The 14,944-nt window shown below is 39.1% G+C and carries 15 protein-coding genes and 2 other annotated features; of the genes, 2 read left to right on the top strand and 13 right to left on the bottom strand.

Translation table 11 applies throughout. The features are described from left to right. Nucleotides 1-12 precede the first annotated feature (12 nt). From ACFQZ9_RS20320 to trpE, 11 genes are all read right to left on the bottom strand, one after another. On the bottom strand, nt 13-1,413 hold the full coding sequence (locus ACFQZ9_RS20320; protein WP_198308865.1) for a HAMP domain-containing sensor histidine kinase: 1,401 nt from the start codon (nt 1,411-1,413) through the stop codon (nt 13-15). After that, entirely contained in the window at nt 1,410-2,087 is a 678-nt protein-coding gene (locus tag ACFQZ9_RS20315) for a response regulator transcription factor (RefSeq protein ID WP_198308866.1), read from the bottom strand. Before ACFQZ9_RS20315 ends, ACFQZ9_RS20320 begins: the two co-directional genes overlap by 4 nt. Nucleotides 2,088-2,124: 37 nt before the next feature. After that, complete coding sequence (locus ACFQZ9_RS20310) at nt 2,125-2,250, bottom strand: hypothetical protein (protein WP_268884128.1); 126 nt, start codon at nt 2,248-2,250, stop codon at nt 2,125-2,127. A gap of 380 nt (nt 2,251-2,630) precedes the next feature. Next, nucleotides 2,631-3,710, bottom strand: a complete 1,080-nt coding sequence (gene mnmH / locus ACFQZ9_RS20305; protein WP_498945101.1) for a tRNA 2-selenouridine(34) synthase MnmH — start codon at nt 3,708-3,710, stop codon at nt 2,631-2,633. Between the two features lie 219 nt (nt 3,711-3,929). Beyond that, a complete protein-coding gene (gene trpA / locus ACFQZ9_RS20300) occupies nt 3,930-4,715 on the bottom strand; it encodes a tryptophan synthase subunit alpha (RefSeq protein ID WP_498945100.1) in 786 nt (261 codons plus the stop codon). Between the two features lie 2 nt (nt 4,716-4,717). Next, complete coding sequence (trpB, locus tag ACFQZ9_RS20295; protein ID WP_498945099.1) at nt 4,718-5,917, bottom strand: tryptophan synthase subunit beta; 1,200 nt, start codon at nt 5,915-5,917, stop codon at nt 4,718-4,720. Then, the gene (locus tag ACFQZ9_RS20290) at nt 5,914-6,540 is read right to left on the bottom strand and encodes a phosphoribosylanthranilate isomerase (protein ID WP_498945098.1); all 627 of its coding nucleotides are present in this window, start codon (nt 6,538-6,540) and stop codon (nt 5,914-5,916) included. The genes trpB and ACFQZ9_RS20290 overlap by 4 nt, the downstream gene beginning before the upstream one ends. Then, complete coding sequence (gene trpC / locus ACFQZ9_RS20285; protein ID WP_498945097.1) at nt 6,537-7,328, bottom strand: indole-3-glycerol phosphate synthase TrpC; 792 nt, start codon at nt 7,326-7,328, stop codon at nt 6,537-6,539. Before trpC ends, ACFQZ9_RS20290 begins: the two co-directional genes overlap by 4 nt. After that, nucleotides 7,329-8,354 (bottom strand): anthranilate phosphoribosyltransferase, encoded by a 1,026-nt coding sequence (trpD, locus tag ACFQZ9_RS20280; RefSeq protein WP_498945096.1) that lies wholly within the window; start codon nt 8,352-8,354, stop codon nt 7,329-7,331. It abuts the gene before it with no gap. Continuing rightward, complete coding sequence (locus ACFQZ9_RS20275; RefSeq protein WP_498945094.1) at nt 8,326-8,937, bottom strand: anthranilate synthase component II; 612 nt, start codon at nt 8,935-8,937, stop codon at nt 8,326-8,328. The genes trpD and ACFQZ9_RS20275 overlap by 29 nt, the downstream gene beginning before the upstream one ends. Next, nucleotides 8,934-10,322, bottom strand: a complete 1,389-nt coding sequence (gene trpE / locus ACFQZ9_RS20270) for an anthranilate synthase component I (protein ID WP_498945092.1) — start codon at nt 10,320-10,322, stop codon at nt 8,934-8,936. The genes ACFQZ9_RS20275 and trpE overlap by 4 nt, the downstream gene beginning before the upstream one ends. Nucleotides 10,323-10,391: 69 nt before the next feature. Beyond that, nucleotides 10,392-10,668: a binding site (T-box leader), on the bottom strand. A gap of 38 nt (nt 10,669-10,706) precedes the next feature. Then, nucleotides 10,707-10,963 (bottom strand) — a binding site (T-box leader). Nucleotides 10,964-11,144: 181 nt separating this feature from the next. Between trpE and bcbE the strand changes: the two genes are divergently transcribed. Next, a complete protein-coding gene (gene bcbE / locus ACFQZ9_RS20265; RefSeq protein WP_498945091.1) occupies nt 11,145-12,428 on the top strand; it encodes an MFS transporter in 1,284 nt (427 codons plus the stop codon). A 33-nt stretch (nt 12,429-12,461) separates the two neighbouring features. On the opposite strand, the gene ACFQZ9_RS20260 is transcribed toward bcbE, so the two are convergent. Continuing rightward, on the bottom strand, nt 12,462-13,262 hold the full coding sequence (locus tag ACFQZ9_RS20260; RefSeq protein ID WP_498945090.1) for a DUF2935 domain-containing protein: 801 nt from the start codon (nt 13,260-13,262) through the stop codon (nt 12,462-12,464). Between the two features lie 197 nt (nt 13,263-13,459). Between ACFQZ9_RS20260 and ACFQZ9_RS20255 the strand changes: the two genes are divergently transcribed. Next, nucleotides 13,460-14,365 (top strand): nuclease-related domain-containing protein, encoded by a 906-nt coding sequence (locus ACFQZ9_RS20255; protein ID WP_498945089.1) that lies wholly within the window; start codon nt 13,460-13,462, stop codon nt 14,363-14,365. 55 nt (nt 14,366-14,420) lie between these two features. Here ACFQZ9_RS20255 and ACFQZ9_RS20250 read toward each other — a convergent pair whose 3' ends face one another. Next, nucleotides 14,421-14,780, bottom strand: coding sequence for a hypothetical protein (locus ACFQZ9_RS20250; RefSeq protein ID WP_498945088.1), 360 nt, complete (start codon nt 14,778-14,780; stop codon nt 14,421-14,423). Between the last annotated feature and the right edge of the window lie 164 nt (nt 14,781-14,944).

The following is a 14,944-nucleotide window of genomic DNA, read 5'->3' as shown; positions in this document are numbered from 1 at the left end:
AAAAAATATTTTTTAAACTGCAACAGGAAGAAGAATGTTTACCTTCGTCCCAATTCCCTCTTCACTTTCAATCGAAATTGCTCCATTATTTTTTTCAATCAACTGCTTTGCAATCGATAATCCCAATCCAGTCCCTCCATTTTCACGGCTGCGGGCCTTGTCAATGCGATAGAAACGATTAAACACTTCAGACACATGTTCGGATGGAATCCCAATTCCATGATCAATAACCGATAATAAAACGTTTTTATCAATTCGATGACAGGTAATTTGAATTGTACGATTTTCCTTTGAATACTTAATGGAATTATCTAATAATATGATTAACACCTGCTGCAAATGTTGTTCTGACAATAGGGCCTGCGGAAGTCCAGATTCAAGTTCCATTAGAAATTGGAAATCCGGATGGACGACCTCAAGATTTTTGACTACTCTTTGTAAAACAACAGGGATATTGGCCTTTTCACCACTTAAACTTCGTTGGTTTCCAGCTCTAGTTAATTCAAGTAAATCAACAACAAGCTTTTTTAATCGGGCCAGCTCCTGAAGCGATGCCTGTAAGGACTCATCTAGAATAGCCGGGTCTTTTTTGCCCCAGCGATTTAATAAAGATAAATGCCCCTCTAAAATAGAAACAGGAGTCCTTAGTTCATGAGAAGCATCCTCTACAAATTGTTTTTGTTGAAGGAAGGATGTTTCAATTTCATCCATCATTTTATTAAATACATTTGTAAGTTCAGTTAATTCATCTTTTTGTTTATATACTTCCATTCGCCCCTGAAAGCCATTTTCTTTAATTCTTTTCATCGCATCCGTTAAGTCCCTAACAGGAGTCAAGAGTTGTCTTGCAAGGAAAAATCCACTGATAGCACTAAACAAAATAGCGGCAACCCCAAAAACGGTCATCACCCAGAAAAAATGGTCCATCATTTTTTGATAGTTGTTTAATTGACGGACGATTTCTATGGTTCCTTCAAAATTGGACCCTTTAATCGGTGACCTCGCAACAATGGCTTCTTTTCCCTCAGCCGAAATCTTTTCAATTAAGGACGTTTTTATTGGAGTGGGCTCCAATACAGTAAAATTACCATTCTTATCAGAAACGACCACTTCTCCTTTTTGGTCATAGACCCGGATTAATTGGTCCTTATCATTCATTTTTCGTAAAAAATCTCTACTATTTTTTATATCTTCGCGTGTTAATGAGTCTGCTTTTTCCTTGAAATACGTTTTCAAATCCGTAATTGTCCGATTTACGGCAATTTCTTCCCGACTCATCATCCATTTAGAAACAGTATGATATTCCAAAAAACTAAATAAAAAGAAAGTAAAAAAAATGGCTGTAGAACCGCTTAGTACGAGCTTGTTTTGCCATGAAAGCCTATTTAAATAAAATTTAAGTTTTTTGATCATCTCATAACATATCCCGTACCGCGAACTGTTTGGATATAGCTTCCCTCATGATCATCATCAATTTTTGTACGTAAATACCGGACATAGACATCCACAACATTTGTCTCGACACCGGTATTATAGCCCCAAACCTTATTTAAAAGAACTTCTCTTGTTAAAACGATATTGATATTGCTCATGAAAATCACCAGCAAATCATATTCGCGCTTTGTCAAATTAATGACCTTATCACCTTTTCTGACAACACAGGATTCAATTTCAACAGTGAGATCTTTGAAGGTTAAGGTAGTTAAGCCCCCGGAAGTTAAGGCTTCCGTTCTTCTGAGCACAGACCTAAGACGTGCCAGTAGCTCTTCAATTGCAAAAGGTTTAATTAAATAATCATCTGCACCGCTGTCCAACCCGGAAACTCGATCAAGCACACTGTCCCTCGCTGTAATCATAATAATCGGAAGTGTTTTATTTGTTTGCCTTATTCTGCGGCATACTTCCACTCCATTTAATTCAGGCAGCATTAAATCCAGCAGGATGGCATCCCAATTTTCAGACAAAGCGGCCTGCAAACCGCTCCGTCCGTCAGAACAAACCATGGTTTCATAACCCTCATACTTTAATTCAAGCTCGATAAACCTTGATAAATTTTTTTCATCTTCAATGATTAAAATTCTTGGCATCTATTCCACGCTCGCATATAAATTTGACATATTACTATTATTTTAACTGATGTTTATCTTGAAGAAAATTCATGACTGCATGCACAATCTCAATTGATTGGAAAGACATGAGGGAAAGTGCACTTAAAGAAAAGAAGCCTACAATTAATAGTCGTACCCACATGTTACACCCCTCCTTTTTAATCGAATTAACGAATGAATGATCACTGGCAGGAATGGTCAATAGTCAATACGCTAATAAATGGAACATCTATCTATATCGTACCTTTAGAAATTTAAAGCATAATGAAAGGAAAATGAGAATTTGCTAATAAAATAATCTTTCCCTCTATAAATAACAGAAAAACACATGCCTTTATAGCATGTGCAATAGTGGGAACTCTCATTATTGGTTAAACGGCTACTTAGCAGCATAACTAACCGCCTAAGCAAGAATGATATAATTTGTACCGATCGTAATTGTTAAGTCCCCAATTCTTATCCATACAAGTTCATCATAAAGCAGCAAATCGAAGGTTTGATGAAAAAAACATTAAAATTAGATTAGAAAAGAGGCTCCATTTCTTTCTTTCCCTTTAAAGAAAGTCGTCCTAAGTGATAAATAATCTTTTCAGCAGCCTCCTCTGGAGTCTCGGCTGGGATATCAATAAAATCACCTTCATATTCATATCGCTTATGGTCATACCTTGGATCGTAATAGTGTTCCAATAATTGTTCAATTAATTCTGGATAATTACCTTTCTGGAAAGCTTCTATAAGTCCGTTTTTAATTTCTATATTGGTTACACGTCTTAAGACCTTTTCAAGACCCGCACGAATCTTTTCCTCGTACCAGGGTTCGTTTTCGTAGGGTGTCACATATTCATCAATAAGTAACTTAACCCTTTGTTCGATTGGGGAATGAACATAGAAGTTGATCCCACGAAGCTTTTTCTCCATTAATTCTTCCGGCTGTACAGCTTTACCAATACGTTTGCTTTCCGCCTCAATTAAAAAATAGAAAGAGCCTTGAATTTCCTTTAGTCCATTGAATAGCAGCGAGTCAAATGTTTTTTGATTATGGCCATCACTAAGACCGATGGTCCCAAAAATAGATCCGCGATGTCCCGCCATTTCTTCAAGGTCTAAGACAGGATAACCTTTACTTGTTAATTGTTTTAGGATGACTGTCTTACCAACACCCGTTAACCCGTGTAAAACAATTGCTCTTTCAGGAAACATGGTTGGAATTTGACTAAGAATATACTGACGATATGCTTTATAACCGCCGACCAACCGCCAGGAATAGATACCAGCAAACTCCAAAAAGGTGACAACTGCATTACTGCGCATTCCTCCGCGCCAGCAGTTAATAATTAATTCCTCCCCTGCCGAAGCAGCTTCCTTAATTGTGTGAAGCATATCAGGGATTTTAGGAGACACAAATTCCATTGCTTTCCATTTCGCAGCAGCCTGTCCTTCATGCTTATATATTGTACCTATAACAGCCCGCTCTTCATCTGAAAATAAAGGGACATTGATCGCCTCAGGAATTGCACCGTCCTTAAATTCAATTGGTGAGCGGACATCAATGATGATAGGATTTTTCAATTTATAAAGATCCTCAGCATTAATTTCCTTCATTATTACTTACACTCCTCTATTTGGGAATATATGGATAAATAAAAACAAACTTCCAATTCTGGAAGTTTCCATCACAAATGTCTTTAACTAATAAATCCGTCTATGAAAAAACATTGAATACCTTCATATTATATAGAATTTAAACTGTACAATCAAGGGAACGGGTTTTTCTGTTAATTTTTCACAAAAAAAGTCTACTTGGGGAAGTAGACTTTTTTTCTATATAACATTAGATTCAGGTTTTAATACCGCCATAAGTTTTTCTAATTCGGTTAAATTATTTTGGTTTAATAAATCAACGATTCTACTGCCAACAATTACTCCATCGCAGTATGGTGTAATTTCTTTTATTTGCGTTTCATTTGAAATTCCAAATCCGGCTAGAACAGGAATTGGACTGTTTTCCTTGATCGTGTGTAAGAACTGATTCAAATCTTGATTATACTCATTTCTTGTTCCGGTTATCCCCTTTACCGTTACAGCATATAAGAAGCCGTTGCCTTTTGCTGAAATGGCCTTTATCCGTTCTATTGGAGTGGTTAACGTAACAAGCCGAATCAGCTCAATTTTAGCGTCCTCTAAATAGGGAGCAATGATTTCTTCTTCCTCAACAGGTAAATCAGGAATAATACATCCGTCCACCCCAGCCACTTTAACATCCTCTACAAACTTAGCTATTCCATAAGCGTAGATTGGATTTAAGTAGGTCATCATTACAATCGGAACTGAAATCTTTACTCTTGCTTTGGCAATCTCTGCAATGATCCCCTTTAATGTCGTGCCATTTGCTAACGCTCTAATCCCGGCCTGCTGAATCGTCGGACCATCTGCAACAGGATCGGAAAAAGGAACTCCTACTTCAATTGCCGTAGCACCTAATTTTTCGAGGGTAATAAGGCGGTCACAAAGGACCTCCAAGCCGCCGTCCCCTGCCATTATATAAGGAACAAATGCTTTTCTCTTTTGTTTATTTAATTCATTAAATGTTTGTGTAATTCGATTCATTTCTACCTTCCCCCTTTTAACCTTGCTCTTACGGCATCAACATCCTTATCCCCACGCCCTGACAAGCAGACAACCAGATGTTCTGATTCTTTCATTTCAGCAGCAAGTTTAACAGCAAATGCAACTGCATGAGAGCTTTCTAATGCAGGGATAATTCCTTCTAGTTTTGATAAAAGCTGGAACGCATCAAGTGCCTCTTGATCGGTAATCGAGTTGTAAATCGCACGGCCGCTTTCATGTAAGTAGCTATGTTCCGGTCCAATCCCCGGATAGTCAAGACCTGCCGAAATCGAGTGAGCCTCGATAATTTGCCCGTCATCATCTTGTAAAAGGTACATTAGTGCACCATGCAATACTCCAGGACTCCCGCTTGTTAACGAAGCGGCATGAAAACCGGTTTCAATCCCCTGCCCAGCGGCTTCAACTCCATATAATTTAACCTCTTCATTTTCAATAAAAGGATAGAACATTCCCATGGCATTGCTTCCACCACCTATACAGGCAACCACTGCCTCCGGCAGTTTGCCTTCTTTTTCAAAAAATTGCTGTTTCGTTTCCTTTCCAATCACGCTTTGAAAATCACGAACAATCATCGGGAACGGGTGCGGACCTGATACAGAGCCTAACAGATAGTGAGTATCATCAACATTTGCCACCCAGTAGCGAAGCGCCTCATTTACCGCATCTTTTAATGTTGAACTTCCAGTTGTTACACTGACTACCTTTGCTCCCAGTAATTCCATACGATATACATTCAGTGCCTGGCGTTTGATATCCTCAGCACCCATAAAAATAATACAATCAAGATTTAGCAGTGCACATACCGTAGCTGTCGCAACCCCATGCTGGCCGGCACCTGTTTCAGCAACGATTTTTCTTTTCCCCATTCGAACCGCTAAAAGAGCCTGGCCAATGGCATTGTTAATCTTGTGTGCTCCGGTATGATTTAAATCCTCTCTTTTTAGATAGATTTTTGCCCCACCGGCATATTTGGTTAGGTTCTCGGCAAAATAGAGCGGTGTCTCCCTGCCGACATATTCTTTTAAAAGCTGATTAATTTCCTCCTGAAAAGATGGATCCTTCTTTGCAATTTTATAAGCCTCTTCTAGTTCCATAACTGCCTTCATCAAAGTTTCAGGGACAAATCTGCCGCCAAAAATGCCGAAGTGTCCTTTTTCATTTGGTAATGTATAACTTGTCATACTGTTGTCCTCCTCGCAAGGCTTCCCTTTGCCTTTTCAATAAATATTTTAATTTTTTGAAGATCTTTCTTTCCGTCTGTCTCGACCCCGCTTGAAACATCAACCATATCAGGCCGGATTGTTTGGATCGCTTCCTCCACATTCTCCTGATGCAACCCACCGGCTAAAATAATTTTCTTTTCCTTAAGAACATCAAGGTTAATGTTTTTCCAATTAAAGGCGATCCCATTTCCACCCCTGTACTTTCCTTTTGGGCCATCAAGCAGGAGGTATTCACACGGATAATTTTTTATTTCTTCGAGGGTTTCGTCCGATTCAATACTTGCCGCCTTTATTACCGGTAATGTTAGCCCCTCACTTAACGATGCTAATTCATCTCCGTGTAATTGTATATGGGTTAATCCAGTGAAGTTGGCAATCTTCTCTATTCCTTCCACGGTTGCATTGACAAACACTCCGACCTTCATAACCTCAGAAGGCAGCTTTTCAATGATTTCCTTTGCATTTTCCAGTTCTACTTTTCTTTTACTCTCTGCAAAAACGAAACCAATTGCATCTGCACCATAGGCTACAGCAGCCAGGGCAGTGTCAACATCTGTAATACCGCAAATTTTCACCTTCATTGCTCCACACCCCCTGCAAGAGGAAGACGAAAATTAACCACTGACTGATTTACATCTTTGCTGACCATCAAGGCTTCCCCGACTAGAATACCGTTCGCACCTGCATTTCTAACCCTTTCAACATCTTCTGTTGAATGAATGCCACTTTCGCTGATAAGAAACGCTCCGCTTTCTCTAACAAGTGCTGCCAAATTTTCCGTTACTTCAAGAGACACCTTAAAGGTCTTTAAATCCCTATTATTGACTCCAATAAGTTTTGCACCTAATTTTAGGGCGCTATGCAATTCATCCAGGTTATGGACTTCAACTAAGACTTCTAATCCAAGGCTTGTTGCATATTGATGAAGTTGGAATAGTTTGTTCTCATCCAGTGCAGCAACTATTAATAAAATGATGTCAGCCCCATTTGCAGCAGCATGGTCAATTTGAACCGCATCAATCATGAAATCCTTACAAAGGATCGGCAGTTCTACTGCTTCCCTTATTGTTTTTAAGTCCGAAAAGGCACCTTTAAAGAAGGTTTGATCGGTTAAAACCGAAATGGCTGATGCGCCGGAACGTTCGTATTGCCTCGCTTGTTCTGCCGGATTAAGTGCTTGGTTAATAATCCCTTTTGACGGTGAAGCACGTTTAAATTCAGCTATAATCGAAATTTCCTCCGCCTTCTCGAGCTTACGAATGAAAGATTTTCTATCCTCTAAGCTTGGAGGTAGGGTTGGTCTCGTTTCTCGAAGAATCGGAAGCTCCAGTTTTTTTTGTTCAATAATCCGATCTAATATCGTTCCCATTTAGATTGCCTCCCTCTGCCCTGCTGCAGTTTTCTCAATTAATTGTTGAAGTTTCTCGTAAGCGGCACCTGAATCAATTACCTCTCTAGCTTGATTGATGCCGTCCTGAATGGAGACAGCCTTTCCAGTTGTATAGATTCCAAGGCCTGCGTTCAATAATACCGTATCCCGGTAAGCTCCTCTTTCCCCTTTAAGTACTCGCACTAGGATTTCGGCATTTTCCCTCGAATCTCCTCCCTTTATCTCGCTGTTATCATAATGTGGAAGACCAACTTCCTCTGGTGAAAAAGTATATTTTGTGATCGTGCCATTTTCTAGAATACTTAAATGATTTTCGCCCTGTAATGATGCTTCGTCCATATACCCTGCACCATTTAAGACAATTGCCCGCTTACGGCCCAGTTTGTGCAGCACTTCCGCAAACACCGGCAGTAAGTCGCGTCGGTAAACCCCTAATAATTGAAAATCTAAATCAATCGGATTAGTTAGTGGTCCAATAAAGTTAAACACGGTTGGAATTCTTAACTGCTTACGAACCATCCCGATTTTTTTAAGTTTTGGATGGACATTAGGGGCAAACAAAAAGGCAATGCCCACCTCATCTATCACTTCTTCAATTCGTTCTGGTGCTAAATCTAAATTGATTCCGAGCTTTTCCAGAACATCAGCACTCCCTGTTTTGCTTGAAATACTCCTATTTCCATGCTTGGCAACCGGTATCCCTGCCCCGGCAATTACAAAAGCAGAAGTGGTACTAACATTAAAACTTGATGATCCGTCGCCTCCTGTACCACAGTTATCCAGAACATTCGGAAACTTCTTTTTAAAGCTTAGGGTATTTTCCTTCAACGCCCTTACAATACCAGTGATTTCTTCCACTGTTTCTCCTTTTGACTTTAACCCCATTAAAAAGGCGGCAATTTCACTTTCTGATACTTCCTCACAGAGGATATTGTCAATTGCTTCTTTCATTTCGTTTTCAGTGAACGATTTTTTTTCAGCTAATTGGAGTAAATAATTTTTCATCACGATTCGTCCTTTCTATGTCATTTAAGAAATTTTTAAGGATCCCTTTTCCAGTTGGTGTCCCAATTGATTCGGGGTGGAACTGAAGCCCATATACCGGATAGTGCCTATGCTTAATCGCCATTATCTCTTGGTCATCCATCGAAAGTGCAACAGATTCAAATTCTTCAGGGAGACTGTTTTTTTCAATCACTAACGAATGATAGCGCATCACCTCTAATGGGGATGATAAGTATTCAAATAGTCCGCCGCTGTTATGCGTGATAAAAGACGTTTTCCCATGCTTAATTGAATCAGCCCGTGTAATATTTGCCCCAAAAGCATACCCAATAGCCTGATGTCCAAGGCAAATCCCTAAAATAGGAACCTTTTGATAAAACTCCTTAATAACTTCGACGCAAATCCCAGCATCCTCCGGTCTGCCAGGTCCGGGTGAAAGAATAATGGCTCTAGGATTTAACTCCTTCAGCTGCTCTATTGTAAGTTGATTATTGCGAATGACAGTTGCTCTTTCTTCTAATTCACCAAGATATTGGTAAAGGTTAAATGTAAAAGAATCAAAATTATCGATTAGTACAATCATTTTTCACCCTCCAAAAATGATTTCAATTTATTTATAGTTTCTTCGTATTCGGACTCTGGATTAGAGTCGTGAACGATGCCTGCACCGGCTTGAATATAGGCATTGCCCTCTTTCAGAATCATCGTTCTAATTGCTAAGGCAAAATCCATATTACCGTTTGCGGAAAGGTATCCGATTGCTCCGGAATAAAGACCGCGCTTGGATTTTTCTAAAGAATTTATAATTTCCATTGCTCTAATTTTTGGTGCCCCAGAAACTGTTCCGGCCGGCAGGCATGCTGCCAACGCATCAAGGGCTGTGTTTTGGGAAGTTAACTGCCCGCTGATTTCCGAAACCAAATGGATGACATGGCGGAATTTTTCAACAGCCATATATTTATCAACCGTAACAGTTCCAAATTCGCAAACCCTGCCAAGATCATTTCTACCCAGATCGACAAGCATTTTATGTTCAGCTAATTCTTTTTCATCTGCCAGCAGTTCTTTTTCAATTAATTGGTCATCTTCTGGACTTGTTCCTCTTCTTTTTGTCCCTGCAATCGGATTTGCGATCACTTGTTTTTCCCTTACCTTAATCAAACTTTCCGGCGACGAACCAATGACTGTGTATGGTTCAAAATCAATATAAAACATATAAGGAGTTGGATTATTCGCACGATGTTTACGGTAAATGGATAATGGTGTACCCTGAAAGGCTGACTTCATCCGCCTTGAAAGGACAACCTGAAAGATATCTCCGGCAAGGATATGTTCCTTTGCCTTTTTCACATTATTGATAAAAGTCTCTTTCGTCGTCTCTGACTCATATCCGTTAAACTGGCAGGGTTCCTCTTCAAGAAAATAGTCAGGTTGTTTTAACTCCTCGACTCTTTCCTGAATTCTTTTTTCAATTTGAATCGGATCAGATTCCTCTAAAATTGGCAAGCCGCAAACCATTACCTTTTCCTGTAGGTGATCAAAGACAATTAATTCTTCGTAAAACATCAAATGTACATCTGGCATATTTAAGCTATTTTCTAAACTTGGGCCAATATCTTCATACTGCCGGACGATATCATAGCCAACATACCCGACAGCCCCCCCGATAAATGGAAAAGGAGTTTCATTCATTTCCATTTTTGGGAGCAGTCTTTTTAAAATCTCTAACGGATTTCCTCGGAGGATTGTTTCCTCGCCATTGCGTTTTATTAATTGAGCATCATTTCCTGTTGCAATTAATTCCAGGGCAGGATCCGCTCCAATAAAGGAATAACGTCCCGAGTCATTATATTTATGGGAACTCTCTAATAAAAATTTCTTTTTGCCACTTATTTTTTTTAATATAGAGATCGGTGTCAGGGTGTCTCCTTTTAATTCCTGAACCAAAAAGTTACTTTTTGTTTTCATACCATTTGCGCTCCTTTCAAAAATAAAAAAATCGCCCTCTATGGATGCATTTGAAAATTTCATGCATCCATAGAGGGCGATTCTTAAACCGCGGTGCCACCTCCGTTTGAAACAGACCTCACAACCTGTTTCCTCTTTCAGATACAGGACATATTCGTCCGATATCCTATCCTTATAACGGTGGAACTCCGTGCAGTCCTACTGATCTAAGAAAGCATTTTCGCTTCCTGCGTTCAAACTGCATCTCGCAAGTCCATTCCACAAATTTCCTCTTACCGGGCTCTCACCCTCCCCGGCTCTCTGGAAAGAATCAAATATGTGTACTCCTCTTGCTTAACGATTTTTCATTTTTAATTTTTTCAAAACAAAAAGGGCCCCCCATCCAAAAAGGACGGAAGACCCGTGGTGCCACCTTCATTAGCTAAAAAATCAGCTCACTTTACCGATATCGAAGCAGGTTGAAAACTGCTTGAATATCTGTCTCATGTAACGATGAGATTTTCGCCAAAGCCTACTACGCCATTTGGGGGTTCGGTTTGGGGCTCAGAAGTCCATTCACCATTACGTCTACACTGATTCGCACCATCCATCAGCTCTCTAAAGAATCCGTAAAAGTTACTACTCTTCATCAATGCCGTAACAATCTTTATTAATTGTTTTTAATAATAATCACTTTCCAACCGTTTGTCAACCATCAATTTTGGAATTTTCGAAATTGAATCTCAACCTAATTCCATTTAAAGGATTTTGGGTTCCTAATTATTTTGACTCAAATAAGCCAATATTAACAGTAGCACATTATGAAGGCGGGATAGAAGGGTAATGGAACATATCGAGCAAATTTGCCCAAGTCCACGGGCAGTGAAAAAAAAATCATCATCGGCCGGGAAAAAAAAGTCCGGTGAAATATCGAAGCAAAAGTGGGCCATTGTTTCTCTTTCCTCCATTCCATTGGTGATGACATTAGGGAATTCCATGTTAATACCTGTTTTGCCTGCAATGGAAAAAAAATTAGATATTTCTTCGTTTCAAACGAGTATGGTTATAACGGTTTATTCAATCGTTGCCATTTTTTTAATACCTGTCGCAGGTTACTTGTCCGATCACATCGGCAGAAAAAAAGTCATTATTCCCAGCCTCATCATTGCTGGTATTGGTGGAATAATTTCAGGCTGGGCCGCTTGGAAATTTGACAATGCGTATTGGCTCATCTTACTGGGGCGATCCCTCCAAGGGGTTGGTGCTGCAGGTGCAGCACCCATTGTCATGCCATTAGTGGGAGACATGTTTAAAAAAGACGATGACGTCAGCAGCTGCCTCGGGCTGATTGAAACATCCAATACATTTGGGAAGGTGTTAAGCCCGATTTTGGGAGCTTTTTTAGCCGGTTTCATCTGGTTTTTACCATTTTTCTCTTTTCCGGTATTTTGCGGGATTTCCGTGATTTTAATGATATTTTTAGTGAAGTGTCCTAAATCAACTCAAAAACCAATTCCGTTTAAGCAATTTTTCCAAAATGTAAAGAAAACCTTTACCCAGGAAGGAAAATGGTTATATGCTATTTTCTTTATTGGCGGAATCTTAATGCTTATTCTGTTTGGAATTTTGTTTTATCTTTCTGAAATTTTCGAAAAAGAATATGGGATTCACGACTTGAAAAAAGGGTTCTTTTTAGCATTACCACTTGGCGCCCTTTGTTTATCATCTTTTATTTCAGGAAAGATCATTAAAGAAAATAAAGTTCTAATGAAATGGTTAACGTTTGGCGGAATTGTGGCTGCAGCTTTGTCCATTGCCGCCCTTTGGTTCTCGATAAAGTTATGGTTCATGATTACTATGTTTTTAATTAGCGGAGTAGGAATTGGCGCAGGGCTTCCGTGTTTGGATGCTTTAATTACCGAAGGAATTGAGAAAAAAGAACGTGGAACGATTACTTCGATTTATAGTTCGATGAGATTTATTGGGGTGGCTGTCGGTCCTCCACTGATCGCCTTGCTCATGAAGCAGTCCAATCATTGGATTTTTATTTTGCTGAGCGGGCTAAGCATCATTGCTGCAATCGTTGCTTTAATGGCGATCAAGCCAGAGGCGGAGGGACAGCAATAAACGCTGGAAATTTTTCCAGCGTTTTTTATTTTATCAGTCTTCCTTTAAACGGGGCTTTGTCGGGTCACAGTTCGGTTTATCAATATTTGTTGATTCCGCCAGTTTCATCAGGTAATAGCATTCTTCCCTAAACATATGGTCCGCCATTAACGGAGAGAAGGTACCTAAAGCCTGGGCGCTTAACTCGAGTTCTTCAATTTCTTGAAGAAATTTTTGAAACAACTTAATTCCTAATGTCACGTCTGAATTCAGTTTTTCTAATGCCGGAAAATTGGTGAGTTGGGTTCTTAAAAATCCTGTCATTTCTACTGCTTTTAGGTAAAAATCTTCAAAATGTTTTGTATAAGTATCACTTTTTTCTTTTAACCTTTTTTCAACACTATCAAGGTTGGCGGAAATTGCGCTAGAGTGCCCTGCTGCATCCAATATCCATACGAGATGATGGTGCAGTTCATGGTAGACAGGCGGAATTTCCTGTGCTTTTAAGTGTTTTAATATACGTACATATTCCTCCAGTTCATTTACCATGTGATTAAGAAAAGATGGGGATAAATGGATTTTTATTTTACTGGTTAGATGTCTTTTGATTAAATTAAATTTAAAGTCGCGCAGCCTAAGGGTTTCAGTTTCCGCTTTTTCAGTTAGTTGATTAATATCTGCAGATTTAGCTTGTTCAAGAAGATGATCAAATGAATGAATAAATTGTGATGCAATTTGAATCTCATTTTTTTCTACAGGAGCTAATGCTTCGTGGATAAATCGGGAATGATCACCTAATATTTGCAGCCAAAACCGATGCTCGAATCTGGCGGTTCTCTCAAAAATATCGTTCATTCCTTTTCCCCCTTAATGAAAATCCAATTAAAAGTTTATTCCGTTTTCTCGAAAAAATGTTAACAAAGGATTCATATTTTTTCCTGTTAAACAAAAGATTTTTATATAAAATTTTACTTGGAGCTTTAAAAGAAAGGAGGTGAAGTTTGTATTTTTACCTAAATTTTCTTTTTAGGAAATATAGAAAGGAGCGAAGTATGCCTTTTAAAGCACGGATTGAGCCAGATGATTTGAAAAGATTTAAAATTTTGAAAGAACGGATGGAACTCACTGCTGATGAAAAAAGGTATCTTTTAAGCCTTATAAAAGGCTTTGAAGGGGAAGTTCAGTTCGATTTGTTGATTGAAAAACTTCAAAGTAAACCGCTTATTTTAAATGATTTGTTCCTGGAAGTAGGGAACACAAAATTTCAAATTGATTCCTCTCTTATTTTCCAAGAAACTTTACATTTTTTTGAGGTAAAGAATTATGAGGGCGATTATATTTACGACCCTGAAAATTTCCGTAGTGTATCAGGGAAAACCATTCAAAATCCTTTAGACCAACTAAAACGCAGTAAGGTCCTCCTTCGACAACTTTTGAAGAATCTTGGATATAATCTCCCGATCGAAGGACATGTTGTTTTTATTAACCCCGAGTTTTTGTTATATAATGTCCCTCCAGAACTGCCGTTCATTTTTTCACCTCAGATTAATCGTTTTATGAAAAAACTAGATTCGAAATCATCCAAGATAAATCAGTGGCATATTAAGATTGCAAGCCAATTGGCAGCTATGCATCTCGATAAGTTATCCCTGATTAAATTACCTTCATATCAACGGGCTCCGTTAAAATTGGGCCCAATATGTAAAGTATGTAACTCTTTTTTTGTGTCTCCGAAAGGCCACAGTTTATTGTGTCATGATTGCGGATGCAGTGAGACGGCTGAATCTGCAGTATTACGCTATGTTGAGGAACTTAAGCTTTTATTTCCTTTTCGAAAGATTACCACGAACGAGGTATTTTATTGGTGCGGGGGTGTAATTTCGAGGAAGAGAATTTGCAAGATTTTGGGGAAATATCTACAGGTTCACGGGGTCCATCAATGGGCATTTTTTGATTAAGGGGTATCGCTATTCATATTTTTCAAAATACATTTTCATAGTTTTCCTTAGCTTTTTATATGGTCAGCTTGAAGAAGATACTTTTAGATGTCTTCTCCAGGTTTTTGCCTTTATCCCCTCGATGATGGTCGTTTTCAAAGGATATCTTCGGATTTTCATCCTTCATCCCCTCGATGAAGGACATTTTCACGGGTATCTCCGGATTTTCGACCTTCATCCCCTTGATGAAGGTCGTTTTCACGGGTATCCTCTGCTTTTTGTCCTTCACACCCTTGATGAAGGTCGTTTTCAAAGGTATCTTCGGATTTTCATCCTTCATCCCCTCGATGAAGGACGTTTTCACGGGTATCTCCGGATTTTCGACCTTCATCCCCTTGATGAAGGTCGTTTTCAAAGGGTATCTTCGGATTTTCATCCTTCATCCCCTCGATGAAGGACGTTTTCACGGGTATCTTCGGATTTTTGTCCTTCATCCCCTTGATGAAGGTCGTTTTCACGGAGATCCTCTACTTTTCGGCCTTCATCCCCTCGATGAAGGACATTTTCAAGGGTATCCTCTGCTTTTCGGCCTTCATTCCA

The sequence above is a fragment of the Neobacillus sp. GCM10027624 genome (assembly GCF_042675345.1).
GTDB classification, from domain to species: domain Bacteria; phylum Bacillota; class Bacilli; order Bacillales; family Cytobacillaceae; genus Neobacillus; species Neobacillus cucumis_D.
This window is presented reverse-complemented; position numbering and strand designations above follow the sequence as displayed.